At 43.9% G+C, this 26,980-nt stretch carries 20 protein-coding genes; 17 read left to right on the top strand and 3 right to left on the bottom strand.

The genetic code is table 11. The annotated features are described in order from the left end of the window. Positions 1-85 precede the first annotated feature (85 nt). From DK188_RS00825 to DK188_RS00870, 10 genes are all read left to right on the top strand, one after another. Positions 86-946, top strand: coding sequence for a mechanosensitive ion channel family protein (locus DK188_RS00825; RefSeq protein WP_111668885.1), 861 nt, complete (start codon positions 86-88; stop codon positions 944-946). Between the two features lie 329 nt (positions 947-1,275). Then, on the top strand, positions 1,276-4,410 hold the full coding sequence (locus DK188_RS00830; RefSeq protein ID WP_198672948.1) for a CHAT domain-containing protein: 3,135 nt from the start codon (positions 1,276-1,278) through the stop codon (positions 4,408-4,410). A gap of 137 nt (positions 4,411-4,547) precedes the next feature. Next, positions 4,548-5,105, top strand: a complete 558-nt coding sequence (locus DK188_RS00835; protein ID WP_111668887.1) for an RNA polymerase sigma factor — start codon at positions 4,548-4,550, stop codon at positions 5,103-5,105. Next, a complete protein-coding gene (locus tag DK188_RS00840) occupies positions 5,102-5,848 on the top strand; it encodes a tetratricopeptide repeat protein (protein ID WP_111668888.1) in 747 nt (248 codons plus the stop codon). The genes DK188_RS00835 and DK188_RS00840 overlap by 4 nt, the downstream gene beginning before the upstream one ends. A gap of 521 nt (positions 5,849-6,369) precedes the next feature. After that, positions 6,370-9,456 carry a CHAT domain-containing protein gene (locus DK188_RS00845; protein ID WP_198672949.1) on the top strand — a complete coding sequence of 1,029 codons (3,087 nt, stop codon included), beginning with the start codon at positions 6,370-6,372 and terminating at the stop codon, positions 9,454-9,456. 54 nt (positions 9,457-9,510) lie between these two features. Further along, positions 9,511-10,692, top strand: a complete 1,182-nt coding sequence (locus DK188_RS00850) for a serine hydrolase domain-containing protein (RefSeq protein WP_111668890.1) — start codon at positions 9,511-9,513, stop codon at positions 10,690-10,692. Between the two features lie 67 nt (positions 10,693-10,759). Beyond that, on the top strand, positions 10,760-11,317 hold the full coding sequence (locus DK188_RS00855; RefSeq protein WP_111668891.1) for an RNA polymerase sigma factor: 558 nt from the start codon (positions 10,760-10,762) through the stop codon (positions 11,315-11,317). Further along, positions 11,317-12,045, top strand: a complete 729-nt coding sequence (locus tag DK188_RS00860; RefSeq protein ID WP_111668892.1) for a tetratricopeptide repeat protein — start codon at positions 11,317-11,319, stop codon at positions 12,043-12,045. Before DK188_RS00855 ends, DK188_RS00860 begins: the two co-directional genes overlap by 1 nt. Positions 12,046-12,109: 64 nt before the next feature. Then, a complete protein-coding gene (locus DK188_RS00865; protein WP_111668893.1) occupies positions 12,110-13,288 on the top strand; it encodes a PorV/PorQ family protein in 1,179 nt (392 codons plus the stop codon). A 27-nt stretch (positions 13,289-13,315) separates the two neighbouring features. After that, positions 13,316-15,496, top strand: a complete 2,181-nt coding sequence (locus DK188_RS00870; RefSeq protein ID WP_157963136.1) for a hypothetical protein — start codon at positions 13,316-13,318, stop codon at positions 15,494-15,496. Between the two features lie 130 nt (positions 15,497-15,626). Here the strand turns inward: DK188_RS00870 and DK188_RS00875 are convergent, their stop codons facing one another. Together DK188_RS00875 and DK188_RS00880 are read right to left on the bottom strand one after the other, a co-directional pair. Then, complete coding sequence (locus DK188_RS00875) at positions 15,627-16,094, bottom strand: pyrophosphohydrolase domain-containing protein (RefSeq protein ID WP_111668895.1); 468 nt, start codon at positions 16,092-16,094, stop codon at positions 15,627-15,629. A gap of 86 nt (positions 16,095-16,180) precedes the next feature. Further along, the gene (locus tag DK188_RS00880) at positions 16,181-16,936 is read right to left on the bottom strand and encodes a superoxide dismutase (RefSeq protein WP_111668896.1); all 756 of its coding nucleotides are present in this window, start codon (positions 16,934-16,936) and stop codon (positions 16,181-16,183) included. A gap of 368 nt (positions 16,937-17,304) precedes the next feature. Here DK188_RS00880 and dapF point away from each other — a divergent pair, with 368 nt between their 5' ends. The 6 genes from dapF to DK188_RS00910 all read left to right on the top strand — a co-directional run bounded on the left by dapF (position 17,305) and on the right by DK188_RS00910 (position 24,846). Then, complete coding sequence (gene dapF, locus DK188_RS00885) at positions 17,305-18,078, top strand: diaminopimelate epimerase (protein ID WP_111668897.1); 774 nt, start codon at positions 17,305-17,307, stop codon at positions 18,076-18,078. 98 nt (positions 18,079-18,176) lie between these two features. Beyond that, entirely contained in the window at positions 18,177-21,557 is a 3,381-nt protein-coding gene (gene secA, locus DK188_RS00890) for a preprotein translocase subunit SecA (RefSeq protein WP_111668898.1), read from the top strand. 6 nt (positions 21,558-21,563) lie between these two features. Next, positions 21,564-22,106 (top strand): hypothetical protein, encoded by a 543-nt coding sequence (locus tag DK188_RS00895; RefSeq protein WP_111668899.1) that lies wholly within the window; start codon positions 21,564-21,566, stop codon positions 22,104-22,106. Further along, on the top strand, positions 22,087-23,277 hold the full coding sequence (locus DK188_RS00900; protein ID WP_111668900.1) for a M20 metallopeptidase family protein: 1,191 nt from the start codon (positions 22,087-22,089) through the stop codon (positions 23,275-23,277). The genes DK188_RS00895 and DK188_RS00900 overlap by 20 nt, the downstream gene beginning before the upstream one ends. A gap of 59 nt (positions 23,278-23,336) precedes the next feature. Beyond that, positions 23,337-24,110, top strand: a complete 774-nt coding sequence (locus DK188_RS00905; RefSeq protein WP_111668901.1) for a S1/P1 nuclease — start codon at positions 23,337-23,339, stop codon at positions 24,108-24,110. 85 nt (positions 24,111-24,195) lie between these two features. Then, positions 24,196-24,846: a response regulator gene (locus DK188_RS00910; RefSeq protein WP_111668902.1), complete on the top strand. Its 651-nt coding sequence runs from the start codon at positions 24,196-24,198 to the stop codon at positions 24,844-24,846. Positions 24,847-24,990: 144 nt separating this feature from the next. On the opposite strand, the gene DK188_RS00915 is transcribed toward DK188_RS00910, so the two are convergent. After that, positions 24,991-25,455: a hypothetical protein gene (locus DK188_RS00915; RefSeq protein ID WP_111668903.1), complete on the bottom strand. Its 465-nt coding sequence runs from the start codon at positions 25,453-25,455 to the stop codon at positions 24,991-24,993. A gap of 234 nt (positions 25,456-25,689) precedes the next feature. Between DK188_RS00915 and DK188_RS00920 the strand changes: the two genes are divergently transcribed. Then, on the top strand, positions 25,690-26,979 hold the full coding sequence (locus tag DK188_RS00920; protein WP_111668904.1) for a M20/M25/M40 family metallo-hydrolase: 1,290 nt from the start codon (positions 25,690-25,692) through the stop codon (positions 26,977-26,979). Position 26,980: the final 1 nt, after the last annotated feature.

Genomic DNA, 26,980 nt, shown 5'->3' on the forward strand with positions numbered 1-26,980 from the left:
CAGGTTCGATTCCCGCTCCTGGTACGATCAAAAAAGCCTCACAACCCTGTGAGGCTTTTTGTATTTTTAACCAAACCTTTTTGATATGAATGATTTTAAGCTCCTTGGTTACGACAGCTGGTATTGGTTGGATGTACTAAAGGTCACCGGTATTTCTCTTGCCATTTTAGTTGGATTTTACCTTCTGGCTAATTACCTACAGGGCCTGCTCAAAATTAGGCTCATCAAAAAGATGGACGATCCCCTGCTGGCAAATTTCCTGTCGGTATTCTTCCGATTCGTCATTCTGTTGATTGGTCTGATGGTCATCTTCAGAGTCGTAGGATTGACAGGAGTAGTATCTGGACTTCTTGCTGGTGCCGGTATTTCAGCATTTGTGATAGGATTTGCCTTGAAGGATATCGGGGAAAATTTCCTTGCCGGAATTCTTTTAGCTTTCAAAAGACCTTTTCGTCTCGGCGATGTAGTGGATATTGGAAACCTTCGGGGGACTGTCATTTCTTTAAATCTCCGGGATACGCAGATTAAAACTGCGGATGGCAAAGATGTCTTCATACCAAATGCGCAAATCATCAAAAACGCGCTCGTCAATTTTACCATTGACGGATTTCTTCGCTATGATTTTATCATTGGATTGGACTATGAATCGGATTATCAGCGGGCAATAGATGTAATCAGAGAAGTGGTCCCCACTGTAGAGGGAGTACTCAAAACCAGAAAAAAAGCTGATGTGTGGATTTCTGATTTGGCAGAAAGTACATTGAATCTACAGGTTACCTTCTGGGTAGATACACTGGATAAAGTTGCGCCTGGAGACATGGAAGTAAAGACACAGGTAATTATTCAAACCCTAAAAGCCTTGAAAAGAGAAGGCTTCAATCTTCCCTCCCGAATTGTAGAGTTGAAAAATCATCAGGGATCAACCTTGAATACTGGGGGTTTGTAGTTTTCAGTTTTTCTCTAGTGCTGCGGAGGGGAGATTCTTTAGTCTCGATTTGGAGGCCTGGGTTCAACTTTACCGAAAAACTGACTGTGGATTTTTGTTGATGACCATTTTTCTTTTTTGCGATGAAGAGTATTATCCTCTTGAGCTAAAACTATGGCACTTTTTTTTGAAAATAATTTCCCGGTGTTTTTCAAACACTTTCCTGAAAAAATTCAGGTAAATTCCCAAACGTGTATTTGGACTTTTACTCCCGATTTAAAATGAGGTCTTTTTTAACCGCCCTGGGATTTCTTCTGAGTTCAGTTTGTTTTGGACAATCGATTCAAACATTGGATAGTCTGATTGAGGCTGGCAGCCCTGTCAAATCGCTGGAAATCATCTCTGATAGAATTTCAGCGATTGAAAATTCCCAAGACCAGGCTCTCCTACCAGAGTATCTTGGAGTTTTTGGAAGGGCTCATTTGGCGCTTTCTGATGAAAGCCAAGCGAACCGGCAGGTGGAGAGTAAACTTTCCAGTTGGGGAAAACTGCTGAATAAGCCTAAAGATCTAAAGAACCTTTGGCTGGCGGCTGCAATTTGGTATGAATACATCGGCCAATTGGAAAATGCGTATCAGGCAGGATTTAAGTCTGTCGAATTTGCCCGAAATGAGCCTGGGATAACATCCAAGGAGCTTGGGAAATTGCTCTTGTATCTGGGCGCTTATGCGGTCAATCGATTGGATTTGACAGCAGCTAAAATTCACCTGAAAGAGGCCCAAACGTTGCTTGAAAAAGATCCCGATCCAGAATCTATTTACCAGCTCAATAGCTTTTTGGGAGATATAGCCTACTACGCCTCTCAGATGGATTCCGCTGAATATTTTTTGAAGAAGTGCCTTCAGGCATTCGAAACCATGGAACCCTCTCTCCGAAACAGCCACTATCGACCCGCAATTGTACTTAACAGTCTTTCTGGCGTTCAGTCTGCACTGGGCAAAACTACAGATGCCATCCAATCCATGAATGAGACTGTCGCTCACCTCAAGATTTTTAAAGACAATGAAAAAGAGCCCATCGAGCAGAAGAAAGGAAAGGTTTTTTATTTTCAGGCAATTGACAATTTGGGAGGAATCTACATGGGACTAGGGAATTTTCGAAAAGCCCAAGACCTCCTTGAGTATTCCTATGCCAAGAAACAGGAGTTCTTTGGACCTAACAGCAAAGATGTTTGGCTCTCTCAAATCCTGCTCGGGCAACTTTATTTCGAACAGGAGGAATCCGAAAAAGCCCGTAAAATTCTTGCTCAAGGCCTAAATGGATTCAAGCAAACGGCTGGTAGCCATATATTGTATGAGGCCGATGGCTGGTACACACTGGGGATGATCGAAGATGCCGCCCAAAATGAGGCACTTGCTCTTGAAAATTACCAACGCGCTGATTCTCTATTTCAGCAAGGATTGCAAGGAGAATTTGATGTGATTTACTTGGAGTTTTTGAAAAACTATGGCCTGTTTTTGGCGGAAATCGGAATGGACACCCAGGCAATCCGTCAAGTTCAACAGGCCTACGAGTATGTCTTGGAAAATCAGGGAGAAAAAAGCCTGATGGCTTTCCAACAGGAGTTAAGTGTTGGGGAAGTTTTTTTTGAATTGAGGCGTTATACAGATGCACAAATTTGGAGTGAAAAAGCCCTTGAGACACTGAAAACTCAGTTTTCGGGAAGTCAATCCCTGTTGGATTCGCTGAAGATCGAGCGGAATAAACCTCAGGCGATTCTACTTCGTGCCAAATCCCGCTATGAAAACAGGCAGGATAAGGATCCCAATTTTCTCAAATCGCTTTTGGCAGAAATGGAATCAGGCTTGGATGCTTTGGATCGAAGAAAGTTTTTCCTTGAAAGTGATGAAGATATTTCGCTCATGATTCAGGACAATCAAGCTTTTTTTCAATTTGTAGAGGAACTCAATCTCCAACTCTACCAAAAAACCAAGGATAAGCAATATCTCGCCAAGCTTCTTAGTATGCATGAATCGGCCCTTTATCAGCGGATTCGAGCGCGATTGGAGCAAGCAGACCCTACAAGGTTTGGAAGCATTCCTGCTGACTTTTTCAAAAAGGAACAAGAAATAAAATCTCAACTCCGCGCTTCCATCCAAGATTCAGAAAACGGTGTGGAGCAATACATCAAAGCCTCCAAGGCTTGGGAGGATTTTCTTGCTCAGGCCCGAAGGGATTATCCCGAATATGTTGAATTTCGCTACGCTTCCATTCAGCGCGATTTTGACTTGATCACCCGTCAACTTCCGGAAGCTACAGCTGTTGTTCGCTATCTGATCGTCGGCAAAGACCTGTTTGGAGTCGTTTTAGGAAAATCTGATCCTCAATTGGTTCAATTGGATTTTCCAACAGCTGAGAAAATTCTAAAAACATTTCAATCCGATTGGGACGATGAGGAAAAAACCAGGACCAATCTTCACCAGCTTTACCTAGCGCTTTGGGCTCCTTTAGAAGGAGCGATACAAACCGAGCGTGTCTTGGTCGTACCGGATGGAATTCTTTTCAATTTAAATTTTGAAATTCTTACGCCCAAGAAACTTTCCTCTTACTCTGACTTGGCTTCAGGTAGTTTGCTTACCAAGCACAGTTTCTCGTATCACTACAGTACCTTGCTCTTTTCATATCCTATTCAGAAACAGGCCTACCGATCAAATTTTGCAGCTTTTGCTCCGGGTTTTTCTGATGAGATGAAAAAATCCTATCTCAACGAGATCTCCGATAGCTTAAAAATCGATCAATCCTACCTCACCTTGATTCCACAGCCTTTTACAGACCGATTGGTAAGCACGTTGAAAGGGCTTTTTGGAGGAAAAGTGTATACCAAAGAGGCTTCGACGTTGAATCAGTTTAACAAAGAAGCTGGAAATCACCGGATCCTTCACATTGGTACCCATGCGGAGTCAAACAACACCAGCCCGGATTTTTCGAGACTGATCTTTGCCAAAGTCAATGGCCGGCCCGAGGAGGAAAACTCCCTTTATGCCAAGGACATTTATCAACTCGATATGCGATCAGAACTGGCGGTACTTATGGCCTGCGAGACTGGTAAACCGACCTTTGCACCCGGTGAGGGGATGATTTCCCTTGCGCATGCTTTCAATTATGCTGGCAGCAAAAGCTTGCTGACCGGCATCTGGAAGATCGACGAGAAGGCCAGCACCCAGATTGCAGAATCATTCTATCAATACCTTTCCGAAGGAAAAACCAAAGACAAAGCGCTTCAACTGGCCAAGCTCGACTACCTCAAGACTGCGGAAGGTCGAGCTCTGTCACCGGAATTTTGGGCCGGATTGATCGTGATGGGTGATTCATCTGCCGTTGAATTTGATCCGGATTTTGGTCTTTGGGGTTGGATTGCATTGGGTATGCTCGTCTTAGTGATTTGTCTAGTTTTTCTTTTCAGAAAAAAAGCAAGCAGGGTATAATGATGACTTTTTGAGTTGCTTTCGATGATCGAATAGAAAGTTTCTTTCCATCAATAGTACTAAAGTTGAAAAATGAGCAGAATCGATATTGGGGTAAAAAGCATTTAATAGTATCTTATCGGAGACTTCTCTGATTCATGCAAAAAGATATTTTTGAAACTTTCACCCAAGAAAAACTAACGGAAGGAATCCGCCAAAACGATGAAAGGATCATTAAGTGGATCTACCAAAAGAATTTTCTAAAAGTGCAGCAAATGGTGCTGGCGAACAGTGGAACTATGGAACAAGCCAAAGATCTCTATCAGGAAGCTTTTCTTTCCTTTTGGACCGGGATCAAAACTGGAAAATTTCACCCAGAGAATAATTCTGCGCTTGGAGGTTATCTCTACCAAATTGCGAAAAACAAGTGGCTGGATGTAGTGAGGTCGTCTGGTTTCAAAATGACCGTTTTCCCGGAAGTCATGCCGGAGAAAGTCCAAGAGGAGCAGGAAGACAAGGAAGGCTACTACCTTCAGATCGAAGGAGCCTTTGCAAAGTTGGGCGAAACCTGCAAGGAATTGCTGACTCGCTTTTATTACCAAAAAGAAAGTCTGAGTGCCCTTTCAACCCATTTTGGATGGACCGAGGCCTCTACCAAAAACAACAAATACCGCTGTATGGAAAAGCTCCGAAGCAGCTTAAAATCAGAATCATGAACCCAACTATAAATTCCCCACTTTCACAGGATGACTTTGAGTTGATCGAGGGCTTTCTCAATGGAACGCTTCCTTCAGATCAATTGGAAGAAGTTCAAACCAGAATTGCTTCCGATCCGGCCTTTGCTTTCCAAGTCGAGCAAATCCGAGAATTGCAGGTAGGGATTCAGCGTGCTTCGCTTGCAGCAAAGTTGGATTCATTTCATACCGAACTAAGCTATCCCGAAAAAGAAACCCCAATCAAATCCATCCGCCCTCTTTGGTTTTGGGGAGTGGCTGCTTCCGTATTTTTAGTGATGTCTGCTGGTGTTTGGTGGATTATGGGACAAAAGAGCCCGGAAGAGCAATTGTATCAGGCATATTTCCGACCTGATCCAGGATTAGTCACGACCATGTCTGGGGATGCCAATTACGAGTTTGATCGCGCGATGGTAGCCTACAAAGAAGGTGATTATGCAGATGCAATTGCTAGATGGGAAAATTTACTTTCTGCCAAGCCTGAAAGCGATACACTGAATTATTTCCTGGGATCGGCCTACCTATCCTCCCAGCAGGAGTCAAGATCTCTGAGCTACCTCGAGGCAGTGGCTGAGGATTTGGAGTCTGCCTTTTATTCCGAAGCCAACTGGTACGCAGGACTTGCGGCAATGAAGTTAGGGCAAAACGAAAAAGCCCTCATCTTCCTGAATGCTTCTTCTCGGCCTCAGGCCCAGCAGCTGATTTCCGAATTGGAATCAAACTAAGCGTCATTTTTCCAAAATCGGGTCAATTTAACCTGAGAGCCACCCATCACCTTCAGGAATTGGAGTAAAGAAGCCAAAATAAAACCCAATCCTCAAGCTGAAAAGTGATCGAATGGTAGCATTTTTCTTGTTTTGACTGTGGGACACCGATCTTGGGCTTTAGGTGGCCAAATGAATAAAGCAGTAGAGATTGTCAATCAAGCAGACGGCAGGTCTAAAAGTCTTTTGGAGCTTTAGTTAATCCACTCCTAGGATAAAGCAAGGAATTCCATGCTACAGATGATCCATTTTCTAGCCCTAATCTGGGACCCTGAATTTCTTTTTACCGAATTGATGTCATTAAATTTCGATGACTTTTTTTAACTTATTCGATATCTGAATGACTACCCTATTTTCAATTCGATATGTTTAGATGCTTTTTTCTGTCTTTCTTTTTTTTAGGATCAGCAGCTTTGGGTCAATCATTAGACAAAAAAGCGAAGTGGGAGGAAATGCTTGAATCCGGCACAAACTCCCAGGCTTTGAAGGAAATCAATCAATTCACTGATGAATTGATCCGCCAAAGGCAATTTGATAGCTTGCCTGACTATTTTGATCTATATAGTCGCATTCTTCAGGCGAATTTCGAAAAAAAGGAATCAGAACAAAGAGTTCTAAAAACCTATCAGCGTTGGGAAGATTTATCCCCCACTCCAAAATTCAGACGAAATTTAGCTAGGAGTCTTGCCAATTGGTATGAATACATTGGAAATGCCTCCGCAGCATACCTTCAGACCAAAGTAGCACTAGACTGGGCTGAAAAAGAATCTCCCAAACCCGAAAAAATCATCAATGATCTTTACCTGAATCTGGGAGCTTTGGCGATTAGGAATATGGATCTGCCAGCGGCCAAAAAACACCTGGATCAAGTCCTGAGTCTTAATCTTTCAGTAGCTGATCCCGAAAATGTATATTTCGCAAATAGCTACTTGGGAAATATCGCCTATTTCAATTCCAATTTGGATTCGGCCTCATTTTATTACAAAAAGGCAATCGAGGCAATCGATCAACTTGAACCTACACCCAAAAATCGATTTTTCCGTAAGAGCATCATTGCAAACAACTTGGCAGGGGTTCAGATGGCTCAGAGTGATTTTGAAGCTGCAGAACAATCGATGAATTTGACTATTGAATACCAGGAGAAATACCTGGCAACTGAATTGGAGCCAATAGAACATCAAAAAGTTTTACTTGGGTATTTCAAATCCTTAGACAACCTGGCAGGGCTATACAAGCAGCTGGGGTCCTTTCATCGGGCCAAACAATTATTGGAATATTCCTTCCAAAGAAAATATGAGGAGTTTGGTAGTCAGGATTTGGAAACTGCAAAATCAAGGATTCTCTTAGGCCAAATCTACTTTAGTCTCCTGCAGGTCGATCAGGCTCGAAATTTTTTACATGAAGGGCTGCGGATAATGCAGAGCCTGGATGAGGAGAGTAGGTATTGGCAAGGAGATGCGACCCACACATTGGCGCTGATGGAGGATTACCTGCAGAATGAAGAAAAGGCTGACTCACTCTATCGCCAAGCCAAATCGATTTTTGACCAAGAGCTTGAAGGGTCATATGATGTGATTTACCTCGGCTTTTTGAAAAACTTCAGCAAGTTTTTAGCGGAAAATAAAAATATCGAAGAGGCCATTCAGTTGTCACAGCTTGCCCGAAATTACCTGGCTGACTTGGACTCAGACAATCTTCAGCTAGACTTCAATCAAACCATCAACCAGGCTTCGATTTACGAATTGGGGGAACAGTATGGCCGGGCGTTGAAGTTTACCGATGAAGCATTCAGCCAGTTGAATCAATTGGTGGCTCGCAGCAAAAGCCCCAAAGATTCATTACAAGCGATATTTCAGAAACCCCAGACGATATTGATCCGAAATAGAAGCAGATATCAGCTGGGCAAAGCGGATAAAACGCTTCTCCAATCGATCGAGCAGGAGCTTCGCGAAGGGCTGAAAATTATCGATTCACAGTCTGATTTTCTTTATGAACCTTCCGATGTCAGTATTCAGCTTGATTTGAACAAAGAATATTTTGATTTCCTTGAGCAAATAGAGTTGGAACTGTACCAATTGAGTGGCGAAGACATCTATTTGGATCGGATGCTTGCTTACCATGAGCATGCCCGCTACAGGCAAATCAGGTCCCGCCTTCAAAAGAGTCAACAAGTCCGATTCGGAGGATTACCTGCTGGCATAATAAAACGTGAAGAACAACTCAAAGCGCAGTTAAGGGAGTCTTTGGGACCATCCGCGACAGATCTTTCTGCGTATGCCAAAGCAAATGATGAGTGGGCAGATTTCTTGGATACACTGAAGCGTCACTATCCTAAATACTTTCAACTTCATTTTGAAACCAGTGAAAATGTCCTCGCCAGGGTTTTTTTAAAATTGGATCCTGATATTACCTATCTCCGATACCTGAATGTCGGTAAGGAGTGGTTACTGCTGCTGATCCGACAGGGTGAAAAGAACTTGATTTCGCTGGATTCTCCCGCCCTAGACGAGGCTCTTGAAAGTTTGGCCACCCAGTCCTCCCGTAACAAATTTGAGCCAGTCTTGCTGCATGAACTGTACAATCTGCTTTGGAAACCCGCTGACCCGATGATTCGCACCCAGCGAATAGCCATTATCCCAGATGGCATGCTGTTCAACCTGAGCTTTGAAACTCTTACGGAGGTTCAGATTAAGAATTGGAAGGAATTGGCAGATCATTTTTTACTCAAGGACCATAGTTTTTCTTATCAGTATAGTTTACTCTTCTTGGACGAACAAGCGAATGGGGCCTATCAAGATCAGCTGATTGCTTTTGCGCCGGGATTTTTTGATGGAATGAAGCAAACCTACAGAGCGGCATTTTTGCATCAACAATACCTTGATTTGGACTACTTAAAGCTTATTCCCCAGCCATTTACTCAAAGACTGGTTCAGGAAATCTCGGCTAAGTTTGAATCAAGGACCTTCTTGGAAAATGGCTCCACATTGAAAAATTTCAGAAATGAGGCCGGCCAATCCAAGATCATACACATCGGCACCCACGCTATTTCAAGCAATGTAAACCCAGAAGATTCAAGGTTGGTATTTGCAAAGTCTTTGGAAAATCCCCTGGAGTCCAATGAACTCTTTGCAAGTGAAATCTACGAGTTAGACTTGAGCTCAGAGTTGGCTGTACTACTCGCCTGCGAGTCTGGTAAGCCTTCCTACTCACCCGGTGAAGGAATGATTTCACTTGCTCATGCCTTCAACTATTCCGGTACCAAATCCTTACTGATGGGGCTCTGGAAAATCGATGAAAAAGCAAGCGTTTCCATAGCAATTGATTTCTATGATTTTTTGGAAAAGGGGATCCCCAAAGACGAAGCGCTACGAATGGCCAAGTTGCGCTACATCGCACAGGCCAAAGGGAGAGAGCTTGATCCAGCGTTTTGGTCAGGGTTAATCCTATTGGGAAATCCTGAACCAGTGGCACTGCAGCCCAAGCGATCCCTGTGGCCGTTTTTAATAGGTTTTGGGATTTTTATTTCTGCGTTAGTTTGGCTTTATCAAAAAAAAATCCGCAAAAACTGATGACTAGGTGAGTGATTTTTCGATGTGAGAGTAAGGACCAAAAACTTTCCTATCATGAAAAATACATTCTTAAAAGTATACAGATTCGCTATACTCTCCCTTTTAGTCTTGCACGGTGCCTGTTCAAAGGATTCAGATTCGACGCCACAGCCTCCTGCTCAGCAAGAAGATATTACTGCGATAGACAGTCAGATCGAAAGCTTTATATCCCAATATAACATTCCCGGTGCCAGTCTTGCCATTTCAAAAAACGGAAAGTTAGTCTATCAAAAAGCCTATGGCGTGGCGGATGAGGCTCAGGGAAAAGCTATGGAAACAAAAACCCAGATGCGGGTGGCAAGCATTTCTAAAACATTCACAGGAGTAGCAGTAATGATGCTTGTCCAGGATGGAAAAATCAGTTTGGATGACAAAGTTTTTGGTCAGGATGGAATCCTTGGAACCGACTATGGGTCCAAACCTTATTCCAATCGGGTGCAGCAGGTTACCGTGAAAAATTTGCTCCAAATGACTACTGGAGGTTGGGTAGTAGCAGGAAATCGGGATGCTATTGACTATGAGCAACAAAGAACCAATGCAGGTTTTTTTGACTGGATGATGGACAATGCCACCCTTAACTTTGATCCTGGAACACAATATTGGTACATCAATACCAATTACTTTGTGGCAGCAAGAGTGATAGAAAAAGTATCCGGAAAAAGCTATGCTCAATTTATAAAAGAGCGCATCTCCGACCCACTAGAGATGAATTCAACAGTTCTGGGGAAAAATGGCGTCCAGGGAAGACACCCCAATGAAGCGATATACTATGGGCAAGGAGGCTTAAAAGGGTTTGAATATACCTTCAATCTCGAAAGAAGAGATGGGGATGGAGGAATAGTGACTTCGGCACCGGATTTATTGCGATTTGTAGCCGCGATCGATGGAAATCCTTCCCGCCCGGATCTCCTTCAGCCAGCTTTCTACACTCAATTTATCCAAGGATCATCAGCCAACGCCAATTTTGCCAATGGAATTGCAGTTTCCAACCAGTTCAAATATTTCTATGGAGCGCTTCCAGGTACGAGATCGGGATATATGTTTCACTCCAATGGTATAGCAGTAGCCTTGATATTCAATGGAAATGCCGACTACACCCAATCCAATTACACTGCCTTTGCCAATGCGCACGATGCCCTGATGGTCAATCTAATAACTAAGAATACCGAGGTATATCAGGATATAGATCAATTCTGAGTAGTTCCTCACTTTGCTTCTTTGGTATAAAATGAATTCCTAGTATCTTTTTGGCAAGTAGCCAACCATGCCAAAAGATCCTATCAGTCAGTTATCACAGGAAGACCTCATCAGGGGAATCAAGGATAATGAACGGAAGGTCATGACCGCACTATACGTTGAGGTCTTTCCCAAAGTCAAGCACTACATCCTCAAAAACAACGGAGATGAAGATGAGGCCAAGGATATATTTCAGGAGGCATTCTTGGTAGCGTGGAAAAAAGTAAAAAAAGGAGAATTTATTCCCCAGAACAGTTCAGCGATGAAGGGATTTCTGTTTCAGATCTCTAAAAACAAATGGCTGGACTGGTTGAGATCCAGCAAGTTCAAGAGAGAACAATCCCTCAATGCTTACCCCTTGGATGTATCAGATGACAGCTATTCAGGCGATCTTGAGGATAAAATGCTAAAGCTGGAGGCAGGTTTCTTAAAACTTGGGGAAAACTGCAAAGAATTGCTCAAGCGATTTTATTTTCAAAAAATGTCTGTCGAGGATCTTGCACAAAGTTTTGGTTGGACAGCCCAGACTGCCAAAAACAACAAATATCGCTGTATGGAGACCCTCCGTAAACTGATGAAATCATAATGTCAAAAGACCTCTCGATATCTACTTTTGAATTTGAGCTCATTGAAGCTTGGCTGGAAGGAAAACTGACTGATGAACAGGCTCAGGCATTTCAGGAATTTGAAAAAAATGACCCCAATTGGAACCTGAAAGTGCAGGAAGTACAATCTCTCCAAGAAAATCTGGAGACTTATCTGATCCGATCCGAACTGAATGAAATCCATCAGGAGAACATTTCTAACCATTCATCTCGGCTTCGACTTATTCCCGCCTGGATGTGGGCAGTGGCCGCTTCGCTTGCCTTGGTGATGGTGAGTTGGTGGGGATTTCAAGAGCTATTTCAAGGATCTCATGAAAGACTTTTTCAGTCCTACTATGAGGCTGATCCAGGTTTAATTACAGCCATGTCAGGAACAGATTCCTATGAATTTGAGCGAGGGATGGTAGATTACAAGGAGAGAAAATACCAAGAGGCTTTGGGCTTTTGGGAGCCGCTCCTTGACCAAAATCCTGAAAAAGACTCCTTACTTTATTTCCTAGGTATGGCAAATCTAGAATTGGGAAAATATGCCATGTCTGAAGATTTTTTGATCAAAGTGGCATCAGCAGACCAATCTGAATTTCAGGATGATGCCCATTGGTACCTTGGCTTGATTTACCTGAAAACCGGGGAAATCGAAAAAGCCAAACAACAATTGACCTCTACTACCCGGCCAGAGGCAAAGTCAATTCTGGAAAAACTGGAATAATTTTTCTAAAAATACTGATGACTTTTTGGGGGGATTTCGATGTGTAATAAAAACCACTTTCGGAATGAAACAGCTCCTCTTTTTAGTTTTGATCGTCAGCATCAGCTTTCCTGCCTTTTCTCAGACCAGTTATTATTATCCTCCAGGATACTTTGGCCTGTTCAATAATCAATCCACCAGTGCCCGTGCGCAAGGAATGGGATTCACCACGCTTACCAAGTCGGGCATCGAAAACTCTTTCTACAATCCAGCGGCGATCGGAAGCTCCAAAGCTCCGGTTCAGGCTTATGCCAACTATGCCAATGGCCACAGCTACCGTCCGGATTCCCGGTATTATTTTGTAGGGGGAGCGTTCAAGTTGAAAGAAAAAATCTCAGTAGGACTTTCCTATTTCAGCTATCAAAACCCAGATCCTGTCTGGACGACCATCATCGCTGAACAAACTTTCCAGACGGATTTTTTTGCCCAGCGGGCCATATCCGTTCTTGCTGCCTATGAAATAGTAGACGGTTTGCAAGTGGGCTTGAGTGCCAATATGATGCAGGAAAATGCCATCAATGAAGAAAAAACCAATGCTGATTTTGTACCAAGCCTTGGACTTCAATATGAAAAATCCATGGACCTATTTAAGTCTGAAAAACTACAGAATCAACGGTTGTATGGAGCTTTTTCCTTCTACAATTTCCTTTTTCAGGGAGAGACTAATCAGATGTATCAGGATGCTAGGGATTTTGGGTACTTGCCTATCATCCTTAGACTGGGTGGAGGGTATTCGTTTCAGCTCCCGTTAAAGAGCGGTCTCACAGCAGGAAAGGCCTATTTCGATGGAGGGCCGCAGGCTGTAGATTTACGTCTGGATTTGCAGTTTCAGGATTACCTGCCAGGAGGTCCCGAAACTATCACAGATCACGAGTATAGCACTGCTTTTGGAGTGGGGGCTGAGGCTTGGTTTTTTGACAGAATTGCTGTCCGCATGGGATATTTTACAGAAAAAGGTCCCACAGGTATTGATGATGACGGAGACATTTGGGTGACAGGCAACCGAGCAGGGTTTTCCTGGGGGTACGGAACTTTGATTCCGGCTAACCAACTCACTGATGGTAAAATGCCTTTTGATATTGAGGTGAACTTTGTCACTGGAAAGAAAATCACCTCGCTTAACGAGAAAATATATTCTCATCCTGGAATTTTTGCCGATGATACCTTTCAGTTTGCCTTCGGACTCAACCTTTTGTGGAAATAATAATTTTTTTTTCAATCACCAATGATCATGAAAAAACGAATCCTTACTACCTTATTTCTTGGGCTTTTTTTGAGTTTTTCCTGTAGTACAGAAGAGGAAATCCTTCCAAAAACGCCAGATAACACAGATCCATTGGCTGGGTTTGATACCTATTCCGTTTCTGTGGAATTTCCTCAGGGAAACCAGCCAGACCTCACAGGATCTACACTTTGGTCTTGGGATAAGTCTAGTTTGCTAGATGCTCAGAATAGTGGCAAAGTGGTAAAATTTCCCTCCGAACCGGCATTTGCATATTTGTTGGATAAGCAGGACCGTTTGCTTTTGGTAGGGTTGATCGAGCCGGATCAGCTAAAGCTGGACTTAACCTCAACCGCCAAGACGCTTTTGTATTGGGGCTTGGGAGGGAATTTTTTTGAAGCAGAGCTTGGTCCCAAGTTTTTTGCGGAGGTAGAAACTTTCCCGATTTGGCCGGAGTGGAAATCCCTAGTGGAGGAGGCTTTTCAAAAAGACCCTTATTTCCTCGCTGATCCCAATTTAGGAGAACTTTTGGGGGAATTGATCAGCGAAATAGAGCCTAATTTTCCGCAGGCCCGGATCAGCGAAGAGACGAAAGCATCCGACTTGCTAGTAGACGGGGCGATCAAAAGTGGCTTGCAGGTATATCAGACCGGACTCAGTCAATTTGAAGTAGCCAACACGTTTAGAAGACGAGTCACAGGATTTCTCTACAAAACCAAGAAAATAGATGAATCGGGTAAAGAGGAAGCCATCAATGAATTTCCGGGATTAAGTAATCAAAAAAGTGCAGACAAAATCGTGGAAATACCCGTAGTCACAGGGATCACCAGTTTCTCCGGTACGGTATATGAGTACCTCCTGGGAAATACGGAAAAATCTTTCCGGGTAAACACGGACCCGATTGAGATTCCACTTCAGGTGAATGAAAAGGGAGCTACTTGGCAGTTGCGGGCCATAGGCATGGGAAAAGAAGGGCAAAATCTCAATCAAGAAGAAATAGCCGAACGGACCAAACTCATGCTGTTGACTTTTACTTTGGATTTTGTGGTGCCTTTGGTTGCCGATGGACTTACTGCAAAGGCTACCGCCTCCAAAAATACAGGAGCACCTAAAACTCAACAGGACTTTTGGGAGGCTATGATTATAGCTACGGCAGGATACCTAGACCAGATGCCTAGTGTCAATCAAAAAGTCCAAAATGGAGAGCTTTCGGAGGCAGTGGTTGATTTCTTCCAAATCGGCCTTAATCAGTTTGGGTCAATCTTTCTCGAAGATCTGGCAAGGGTTGCAGCGGAGACAATATGGGAGAATGCCCCTGCGAATCTGCCCAAGCCTGGGTTAGATGATTTCAAACAAAGTGCAATCCGAAAAGCTAAAATACTGACTACGATTGATTTGATGCTGAAGGGATCAGACTACGCCCGCAAAGTTCATGACATCAAAAATTCCCGAAGTCTTGAGGTTTTCGAAATCAAAGCACAGGAGATCGAAATTAATCTGGAACCTAGAGAATCTAAAGTTTCACCGGAAAACAGTAAAGAGCTTACGGCCTTCATCAAATCTTCGGTAGCAGATGGGCAAGTGATAGAATATGAATGGTCCACTACTGGGAAGCATGGGTACTTATTTGATGCTATTCATGAAGGCAAGAACTTCTCTAGTTCCAAAAACAAAGTCAACTATTTCGCTTCGGTCAAAGCAGGAAGTGTTCCCGACAATGCCGTAGATACAGTCAAAGTTAGTACCTACATCAAACAAGGTCCCAACCGAACCAAAATCGGGCAGGATATTGCGGTCATAGTGATAGAGGACAAAATTCAGTTTACCACAGGATGGGAAATTTGGGTTCCAGTCTCAGAAAGGGAGACGACCCTGTCACCCACCGGCGTAGAGTACACTATTTCCAATGGAGGATTTGAGGCCAAATTCTCGACGGAAGTCGAACCAGCTGGATTTCAATTCCAAGTGATTCGGCAGGATGGCTCCAGAGGAAGTATAGTAAATAAGAATGTGGAAGATGTCCCGATTGAAGGAGGGGCCTATGTCTATCGGGTAGGAGTAGGAAGTATAAGGATCGTCAAGACTTACAGTGAGGCGGTGAAGGACGATTGGGTCAAAAAATTCACCGAGGAACTCGAGGCGCGACGGAATGTCTACCATGCTCTCGAAGTGACGGTCATACCTAAATAAATGCTATGTAAAAAGAAGGGCCGAATTTACTCGGCCTTTCTTTTTCTACTTCTTCTCAGTTGGCTAGAATTAAATCGTTGAGGTTAAGTATCAATATAATTCCCCTCTGGAGGCTAGGAATCCTTCTGAATTACTTTTCCAAAATCCCTTTCAAATCCGCAGGAGAATATCCCACAGACTTAAGGGTTTTGTGGTCTCCCTCTCTGAATACTAAATACAAATCCCCTTCTTTTTCATAGAAGCAGGGGGTTCCTTTGTCTTCGTAATGTTTGACAGTAGCTTTTGCTTCTTCTTCCGAGGTGCATGCTTTGCTCATGTTAGAGCGCTGAACTTCGTCAAAGAGCGCTTTGAATTTTTCGCCCAGACCAAATTCCAAAATTGCTCCAGAAAGCACGTATTGAAGGTCACAGAGGGCATCGGCGATTTCGACGAGATCTTTGTTTTCAATTGCTTCTTCCAATTCTCTTAGCTCTTCTGCCAAAAGCGATACTCTCAGATTACATCGGGTTTCGGAGGGAATAGTTGGCTCTGCCAATACAGGATGCTTGAAGGTCTCGTGAAAAAGGGCCACGGAAGTGAGTGATTTGGGATCTTGCATGAGGTTTATTTTCCTGATTTTGGCTCGAAATAAATGAAAAAAGACCGGAATTCCGGCCTTTCGCGATTCTATTTTGGCGGGTGAGGTTATACCGCTGCAGCGAAGCGTTCACTCACCGCTTTCCAATCCACCACATTCCAAAATGCCCCAACATAATCTGGTCTTCGGTTTTGGTAATTCAGGTAATAAGCGTGTTCCCACACATCAAGTCCCAGGATTGGAGTTCCTTTGACCTCAGCTAAATCCATGAGTGGGTTGTCTTGATTGGGGGTGGAGGATACGATTAGTTTTTTGTCCGAACCTACACTCAACCAAGCCCAACCTGAGCCAAATCTGGTTTTGGCGGCTGTTTCAAATTGAGAAACAAATTCCTCATAACTTCCAAACGAAGCTACAATTGCTTCCATGAGTTTTCCTTCAGGCTTTCCCCCACCGTTGGGACTCATGACGCTCCAGAATAGCTCGTGATTGTAATGTCCACCCGCGTTGTTTCGCATTTTTACGGAATACTTCGAAATGTTCCCCAGTACATTTTCAAGAGGTTTGGAGGTGTCTACATTTTCTTCCTTGGCTGCTGCTGACAGATTGGACGCATATCCTGCGGCATGCTTGCCGTAGTGGATTTCCATCGTTTTGGCATCTATATGCGGTGCCAAAGCTGAAAATGGATACGCAAGTGGAGTCTGTCCAAATCCCGTAGCAAATGGAAATTGAGATGGGATGGTTATCCCTTTGGCGAGAAGATCAGTCAATGAAGTCCCAATAAGTCCAACGGAAAGGCCTGCTTTGGCTGTATTCGAAAGGAATGATCTTCTGCTCGCGGATAATTTATCGTTTTTCATAGGAGAATGATTTTAGTGGTCATGTGAAATTATGCAATCCTACTTACAGCACTTATTGTGCTGCAATTGGTCGTGCCTGACTTCACTGGATTAAAATTTGATTTTTACAAGTTAAAATAGCCAGTTTAGACCTATAATTTAAAAGATTGACTTCGGTCAATAGGGCTTGTCTGGCTGAAAATATTTTTTGATTGACAAAAGAGATACATGAATTTAACCCCTCAATCTGCAATTTAGTTGCGAAATTTAGTCATTATCTGACGAAATTGGAATTTGAGCATCAGACAATTCGTCTGATTTTCTGACAACTTGGTTAAGTTTGTGGCCTTGGAGAAGTTTTTGAAACGAATCCTAGCTTAACTGATTTCATGGAACTTTCATTTTATAAATATCAGGGTACCGGAAATGATTTTGTCATGATCGATGATCGTGCAGCGACATTTGATCTGTACAACTTAGATTTAGTCAGGAAGCTTTGTGACCGGAAGTTTGGAATTGGGGCCGATGGTTTGATTGCCATTCGTAATCACCCCGATTTTGATTTTGAAATGGTCTATTTCAATGCTGACGGAAGCCAAAGCATGTGTGGAAATGGAGCACGATGCGCGGTTGCCTTTTCTTCCTTTTTAGGGATTGTAAATGGAAAAACTAGATTCCTTGCCATCGATGGCCCACATGAAGCAGTACTCAATGCGGAACAGGTAGAGCTTTTGATGGGCGATGTCAACGAAATTGCCTCCAAATCAGAAGATTTCTTTGTGAATACAGGATCTCCACACCACATTCGATTTGTTGAGAAAGCTGATGGATATCCTGTTTTCGAAGAAGGTAAGGCCATCAGAAATGATTCCACCTACGCTCCGGCCGGCACAAACGTTAATTTTGTTCAACCGCTATCTGAGAATGAAGTCTTTGTCAGGACTTTTGAGCGTGGAGTGGAGGATGAGACACTATCCTGTGGCACGGGAGTGACAGCTGCAGCCATTGTCTTTGGCACCAGGCAGCACCAAAACCACATTAAAATTAACACCCTCGGAGGTAGATTGTCCGTTAAATTTCATTCCAATCCTGATGGCTCATTCAGTGATATCTGGCTTATTGGGCCAGCTGAAAAGGTTTTTACAGGAAAAATAACCCTTTAAAGTCCAGTTTTAGGAAGTTATTCTGAATAGGGCTAATTATCAATTCTAACAAAAACGGCTTATTTTTAAGCCCCCGTATCGGGAATTCATACAGAGACATGCTAGATTTTATTGCAAAAGGAATAGCCAAAGTTTTTGGCACCAAATCAGACCGGGATATCAAGGAACTTCTTCCGAAAGTGGCAGCCATCAATCAGGTTTTTGGCACCTTGAAGAATCTGACTGACGATCAGCTAAGAGGCAAGACTCAAGAAATCAAAGGGATAATCAATGATCGCCTAAAGCCAATTGATGATAAAATTCTGGACATCAGATCTCAAATTGACGCCCTGCCCGCTCAGGCGATTCATCAAAAAGATCAGCTCTTTAATGAAATAGACAAGCTGGAAAAAGAGCGAGATGAAGAGCTGGAGAAAGTACTGGAGGAAGTATTGCCACAGGCATTTGCTGTGGTAAAAGAGACCGCACGTCGATTTAAAGAAAATGGAAAACTAGTCGTCACGGCTTCTATGCATGACCGTGAGCTGGCTGTAGTTAAGAAAAATGTAGAAATACAGGGTGAAGAGGCCATCTGGCATAACAAATGGCTTGCTGCAGGGACCGAGGTTGTCTGGGATATGCTTCACTACGATGTGCAGCTCATCGGTGGGATGGTACTACACAAAGGGAAAATAGCTGAAATGGCCACTGGTGAAGGTAAAACTTTGGTTTCCACTCTTCCAGCATTTCTCAATGCGCTTGCAGGACGTGGAGTTCACATCGTCACAGTCAATGATTACCTAGCTAAGCGTGACTCCGAATGGAACGCGCCGCTTTTCGAATTTCATGGCTTAAGTGTCGATTGCATCGACAAGTATCAGCCTAACTCCCCAGGGAGAAAAAAAGCCTACGCTTCTGATATCGTCTATGGTACCAACAATGAGTTTGGCTTTGATTACTTGAGAGACAACATGGCCCGTGAAGCGGGAGATTTGGTTCAGGGCAAGCACCATTTTGCTATGGTCGATGAAGTGGACTCGGTGTTGATTGATGATGCGAGGACTCCATTGATTATATCCGGTCCTGTGCCTAGAGGTGATGTGCATGAATTTGATGGCATGAAGCCGCGAGTTTCTGCCTTGGTGGACGAGCAACGTAAGTTGGTTCAGGGATTTCTATCCACCGCAAAGAAGCTGATTGCTGAAGGAAATGAGAAAGAGGGTGGATTGGCACTTTTCAGAGCTTTCCGTGGAATGCCCAAATACAAGCCTACGATTAAGTACCTTTCCGAGCCTGGAATCCGAGTGATTCTTCAGAAAACAGAAAATTTTTACCTTCAGGACAACAAGAAAAATATGCCTGAAGCGGACGAGCCGCTGCTTTTTACCATTGATGAAAAAACCAATGTCGTAGATCTCACTGACCGTGGAATCGAGACCATGACGACCAAAAATGAAGATCCTACCTTCTTCATTTTACCGGATATCGGAGTGGCTATTGCAGAGTTGGAAAAATCAACTGAGCTGGATGACAAAGAAAAGCTGATCCGAAAGGAAGAGGTGATCAAGGATTATGGGGTAAAAGCTCAGCGAATCCATACAGTCAACCAACTACTCAAAGCATATTGTATGTTTGAGAGGGATACGGAATACATCCTGGTGGACGGCAAAGTAAAGATCGTCGATGAGCAGACAGGCCGTGTCATGGAAGGACGTCGTTATTCAGACGGTCTGCATCAGGCTATCGAAGCGAAAGAAAATGTGAAAGTGGAGGACGCCACCCAAACCTACGCCACGATCACTTTGCAGAATTACTTTAGAATGTACCACAAGCTGGCCGGTATGACTGGTACAGCCGAAACCGAAGCGGGAGAATTCTGGGAAATATACAAACTGGATGTGGTGGTCATCCCGACCAATAAACCTATCGTCAGAAAAGACAGCGAGGACATGGTGTATAAGACCGTCCGAGAAAAATTCAATGCCGTCACTGATGAGATCAATAATTTGGTCGCTGCTGGTAGACCGGTACTGGTTGGTACCACATCGGTAGAAATTTCCGAAGTATTGAGTAGAATGCTGACCTTGAAGAAGATTCCTCACCAAGTCTTGAATGCCAAGCAGCACGCCAGAGAAGCGGATATTGTGGCGGAAGCAGGTAAGGCCGGAACGGTTACGATCGCCACCAACATGGCTGGTCGAGGTACGGATATCAAGCTGACTCCTGAATCGCGTGCAGCTGGCGGTTTGGCCATTATTGGTACAGAGCGTCACGAGTCTCGTCGAGTCGACAGACAGCTTAGGGGTCGTTCTGGTCGTCAGGGTGATGTGGGTTCTTCTCAGTTCTTTGTGTCTCTCGAGGATAGCTTAATGCGTCTTTTCGGCTCGGAGCGAATCGCCAAACTGATGGATCGAATGGGACTGGAAGAGGGAGAGGTCATCCAACACAGCATGATTACCAAGTCCATCGAACGTGCACAGCGTAAGGTGGAAGAAAATAACTTTGGCACTCGTAAGCGTCTCCTCGAATACGATGACGTGATGAACTCCCAGCGTGAAGTTGTCTACAAACGAAGAAGAAATGCGCTGAAGGGCGATCGTCTCGAGCTGGATATATTGAACATTCTGTTCGATGTCTGCGAAAGTCTGGTGGACATGGGCAAGTCAACCGACGATGCTGAAAGCCTCAGAATGAACATTTTTACCACACTTGGGGTAGATTATCAGATTTCTGCAACTGACCTTAAATCTAAGGATGCAGCGAAATTGACTCAGGACTTGTACGCGGTCGCTTTTGAAAACTACACCAAGAAAAATAGCAAAATCGCAGATACGGCCCTGCCAATTCTGAAAAGGGTACATGAAGAAAGAGGCGGTACGGTGAAGGATATCATGGTGCCCATTTCTGATGGAATCAAACAAATCGGTGTGGTTTGTAACTTGGAAAACACAATTCAATCTGAGGGAAGGGAATTGGTTCGTTCCATTGAGAAAAATGTGACCTTGGCCATTATTGACCAGAATTGGAAGGAACACCTTCGGGACATGGATGATTTGAAGCAATCCGTACAAAATGCGGTTTATGAACAGAAAGATCCGCTTTTGATCTACAAGTTTGAAGCATTTGAGATGTTCAAACGATTCATCGGTAAGTTGAATGAGGACATGGTTTCATTCCTTACCCGTGCAGACCTTCCAAAGCAGGATCCTGCCCAAGTGCAGCAAGCTCAAACACAACGGGCACCGGAAGCAAAAATCCAAACCTCCAAGGCCGAAGTGGCAAGCTCTTTGAACCCAGGAGCAAATCGCGCAGCAACAGCTGCTGCTCAGGCAGGCAGATCCGCTCCTCAGGTAGTCGCCCCAAGGAAAGTTGAAAAAGCCATTGGAAGAAATGACAAAGTCACCGTGCAGTATACAGATGGTACCAAGAAAAGTGACGTCAAATACAAAAGTGTTGAGCAGGACATTGCCGATGGAAAATGCGTCCTGATTGAAAATTAAGATACGATGCGAAAAATTTTGGTAGTTGGTTTTTTGGTTCTCATCAGCAGTTGCAAAAGTATGCGGACTGGATCAGGTGATAATGCCACAGCTTTTTCCACGTATCAGGAGGACCTGACGCCTTCACTTCCTCAATACCCAAATTTTAGAGAAACCAGCACCAATGAAAATTCAAGCGATACGCCTTCTTCAGTTCAGTCAATAGATGCAGAACTCAAGAATGTTCAGAAAAAATTTGCTGAAAAGAATAAATCAGAGCCGTATTTAAGTGGGTACACCGTACTGGTTTTCTCAGGAATTGATCGAAATGCGGCCTTTAAAACGCAGGATGATCTGAAATTGTATTTCCCCGATCTGGAAGCCGAAATGCAATATCAGCAGCCACGATACTTGGTTAAACTAGGACAGTACACCTATAAAATCGAAGCCCAAAAGGTTTTTTCTCAGATAAAGGAGCAATTTCCTACCGCTAGAATCATACAGGACAGGTTTCAGCGAAAAGAATACGTAGCTCCATCAATCGATCAAAATGCTCCAATCCAAAATTAAATCTCTGGCCAAAGCCTACAAGGAGGAAGTCATTGCCAATCGTCGTCACCTTCACGCTAATCCAGAGCTTTCTTTCAAAGAATTTAAAACAGCGGAATTCGTAGCCGAAAAACTCCGGGAAATCGGAATCACCACAATTGAGCAAAAGGCAACCACAGGATGGTCTGCCCTGATCCAAGGGATCAATCCGGATAAAAAAACCATCGCACTTCGGGCAGATATGGACGCTCTGCCGATCATTGAGGCAAATGATGTTCCGTACAAATCTAAAGTCCCCGGCGTGATGCATGCCTGCGGTCATGATGCCCACACTGCCTCACTTTTAGGCGCAGCCAAAATACTACATCAAGTCCGTGATCAGTTTGAAGGGACAATCAAGCTTATTTTCCAACCGGGAGAAGAGTTGGTACCGGGTGGAGCTTCTCTCATGATCAAAGACGGAATCCTTGAGAATCCACGTCCTAATGGAATTCTCGGGCAGCATGTGATGCCTTTGATTCCTGCTGGTAAAGTTGGTTTCCGACCGGGACTCTATATGGCTAGCACAGATGAATTGTATGTGACGGTCAAAGGAAAAGGAGGCCACGGGGCGATGCCTGAGACTTTTATTGATCCGGTTTTGATCGCTTCCCACATGATAGTAGCCCTGCAGCAGATTGTCAGCCGAGTGGCCAATCCAAAGATTCCCTCGGTTCTATCCTTTGGTAGAGTGGAGGCACTTGGTGCTACCAATGTGATCCCAAATGAGGTGAAAATTCAAGGAACTTTCCGAACTCTGGATGAGGCTTGGAGAGCAAAAGCCCACGAGAAAATGCTTAAAATCGCCCATGGAATTGTCGAAGGCATGGGTGGAGAACTCGACTTTGAAATACGAAAAGGGTATCCGTTTTTGAAAAATGATCCGGAATTGACCGCTAGATCGATGGATTCGGCCCGGGAATATCTAGGAGAAGAAAATGTTTTGGACTTGGATATCTGGATGGCTGCGGAGGATTTTGCTTTTTATTCTCAAGAAATCGACGGATGCTTTTACCGGTTGGGTACCCGAAATGAAGCTCGAGGAATCACTTCAGGAGTGCATACGCCCACATTTGACATCGAAGAAGATGCTTTGGAAATTGGCGCTGGTCTAATGGCCTGGCTCGCTGTGTCAGAACTTTCTAAAGGATAACCCCTACGTAACTTACTTTGGCTGGCGAAGACTTATCTTCGCCTTTTTACTGATCAATCATGAAAATAGTCAAATCGCTTTCCCTTACCCTGCTCTTCAGTTTAATGATTTCTCAAGCGTTCGCTTGGGGCCAAATCGGACATTACCTCATTGGATTCATGGCCGAGCGGCAGATGAAGAAGTCCACCAAGAAAAAAGTCGAAGCAGTACTATACCCGATGTCTTTGGGCAGAAGCGGTACTTGGATGGATGAAATCAGATCAGATCGCAGCTACGATTATGCGACTACCTGGCACTATTTGAATTCAAAAAACGGAGAATATGATCCGACTACCCAGGAAAAAGGTGGTGATGCGTATGAAGCAATTCAGCGGATCAAAGCGGAATTAAAAGCAGGAGGATTGGATCCTAAATCTGAGGCTGAAAAGCTCAAAATGCTGATTCACATGGTGGAGGACATTCACCAACCCCTACATGTGGGCACAGGTGAGGATAGAGGTGGAAACGACGTGAAAATTGAATTTTTCAATCAGCCGACCAATCTCCATGCGCTTTGGGATAGTGGAATGATTGATCGCCAGGGAATGAGTTATACCGAAATCGGCAATGAACTCTACCGAAGGTTAACCCCTGAAATGAAAGCCAAATATCGATCGGCTACCATGCAAGACTGGCTTAAAGAGGCAGTGGCCTATCGACCAATGGTCTATAATCTGCCGGAAAATAAGCGGATCAGCTATCAATACATGTATGAAAACTACAGCATTGCTGAAGAGAGATTGATCGCAGCAAGTGTGAGACTAGCGCAAATTCTTGAGGAGATTTATCCTTAACGATTAGATTTTTATTCAGAAACGGCTCTTGTCTCTTAGGATCACAAGAGCCGTTTTTTTATTTTTAGTAGCCAACCTCCACCCTATGTCTATAAAAATCGCCATTGCCGAAGACAACAGCTTTTTGCTGAAAGCTATATTGGATAAACTAGCCATCTATCCTGAGATCGAAGTGAAATTTCATGGATTTAATGGTCTGGAGTTTTTGGAGAAATTAGAAAAAGATCCAAACGTTCATTTGATCCTTATGGATATCGAAATGCCAAAAATGAACGGGATCGAAACGGTGGAAAAAGTCATTCAAAAGTTCCCACAAATCAAGATTGTCATGCTGACTGTTTTCGATAATGACGAAAATATCTTTCGAGCGATACAGGCAGGAGCAAACGGGTATTTTCTCAAAGAAGTTGATCCGCCTACACTATACCAAGGAATTTTGGATACGTTGGACGGAGGTGCAGCCATGACACCTTCGATAGCGTTGAAGACCCTGAAGCTTCTCCGGAATCCTCCCCATTTTGAAGAGAAAAAAGAGGATATTTCCTTGACAGCCCGCGAAATTGAAATTTTGGAACAAACTTCAAAAGGTCTCAACTACAATCAGATCGGAGAAAATCTGTTCATTTCCCCAAAAACTGTCCGCAAGCATTTGGAGAATATCTATCAAAAACTCCAAGTTCACAGCAAGCTGGAAGCAGTCCAAAAAGCGGTCAAAAATCGCATCATAGAAGGGTAATCAAACCGTTCTGTATTCGGTAAAAACCAAATGGCTGTTTCAATAATGATGAAATTCAGCGCTATTCTGGACTTAACAACTAACTTTCCTCAAGACATTTTGAAACAGCCTTAGTAGCCAAAATTGGAAGTCAAGCGATCGGTATTACTCGAGAGTAAATTGGCCAAAAAAGCCAGGGCCTCCTACTGGTTCCATATTGACTTCGTTGAAATTGCCACCCGTATCGAATGATACATTGTAGGCCACGTCGTTTTCACAGTCATCCTTCCAAGTATAGTTTCCCGAGCTTGCATTCGCTCCAAATCGCCAAATCGGATTGGATATGGTCAGGCAAGACTGTCCTTCGATGGTGACGATCAATTTTTGATCAGTAGTAATCTCAAAAGTCGCTTTGGTACCAAGAGGAAATGGAGAAGTCGCCTCTGCAAATGTCAATTCACATCGATAGATACCTGCAGCAGCGGATGGGATAGTGGCTGCAGTTTCGCCGGAAGCTACAGCTGGAGCACAAGTTGCGCCGGAGCAACCTTGAGATTTTGGAGCGTCGTCAGATTTATCACATGCAGTGATGGATAGAGCAAACAGTAAAATGTAAATAAGCTTTTTCATAAGTGGTTTGAGTTTGGAAGAATCCAAATCTCCCCATTCTTACTTACGCCTGAAATACGTCAAATTACCTAGATTCTATCCGTACTAGTAGGTATAAGATGTTTAAGAAATAGCTCCAAACCATATTTCTCAGATGAGATAGAAAAGACTCAATACCATTAGAAATTGGTGGAAAACTCATTCGAATTAAAATCTGCATTTGCCCGCTCCCGCATTTTCGCCTAATTTCCTCCTATGAAAAAACTCACCCTTTTCCTGATTTTGGCTTTTGGGCCTATCTTGACTTTTGCGCAGCAAAAACTCTCAAAAGACGAGCAAAAACTCACGGAACTGATCGATAAAAACTACAAAGAAACTCTAGCGCTGCTGGAGGAAGTGATCAATATCAACTCTGGTTCGCTCAATAAGGAAGGTGTGCGGGAAGTAGGAAGAGTTTTCGAACGTGAATTTCAAAAAATTGGCTTTCAGACCGAATGGGTAGAAGTACCTGCTGAAGTCAATCGTGCAGGCCATTTCGTGGCTACTCGAAAGGGAAGTAAAGGAAAGAAACTCTTTTTGATCGGGCATTTGGATACAGTTTTTGAAAAGGACATGCCCTTCACTCCATTCACCTACCTCAACGATAGCACCGCCACAGGACAGGGAGCCAATGATATGAAAGGCGGCGATGTGCTGGCATTTGCCAGTTTGAAAGCCCTTCACGAGCTTGGTTTATTGGATGACCGCACCGTGACCGTGTATTTCATGGGCGATGAGGAAAGTTCAGGAGATAATGAACTATCCAGAAAGGATTTTATCGAGCGATCCAAAGCACATGATATTGCTTTGGGTTACGAGACAGCGCAAGGCTTCAATTCCGTGACTGTGGCCCGCAGAGGCGCAAGTGGCTGGACACTGAAAACTACAGGAAAGCAAAGTCATTCCAGTGGAGTTTTCGGCCAAAATGCTGGCTATGGAGCGATCTATGAAGCAGCTCGGATTCTTGACGAATTCCGGGAAGCACTGGCTGGAGAGAAATACCTGACCTTCAATCCAGGCCAATTTATCGGAGGCTCGGATATTTCCTATGACTCGGAGACAGGTAAAGGAGAAGCTTTAGGTAAAACGAATATCGTCGCACGTGAAGCCTTTGTGACCGGAGATCTTCGATTTCTAGGTGAAGCACAAAAAGAAGCTGCTCGCGCAAAAATGCGGGAGATCGTCGCCAAAAACCTTCACCAAACCGATGCTGAGATCACCTTTCGAGACGGAATTCCTTCCATGTCACCCACCGAAGGAAATTATGCACTTGCTGAGATCCTGAATCAAGTTAGCTTGGATATGGGCCTAGGCGAGGTGAAGCCGGGCGATCCCGGAAGTCGAGGAGCAGCAGATATCGCCTATGTCGCTGACATCCTGCCTGGTCTTGATGGTTTGGGAGCATCCGGAACCGGAGCACATGCTCCTGGAGAGACAATTAACATGAAGCAATTCCCGGATTTGATCAAAAGAAACACGATTTTGCTATACCGATTGACCCGATAAC

The sequence above is a fragment of the Algoriphagus litoralis genome (assembly GCF_003259255.1).
Lineage (GTDB): Bacteria > Bacteroidota > Bacteroidia > Cytophagales > Cyclobacteriaceae > Algoriphagus > Algoriphagus litoralis.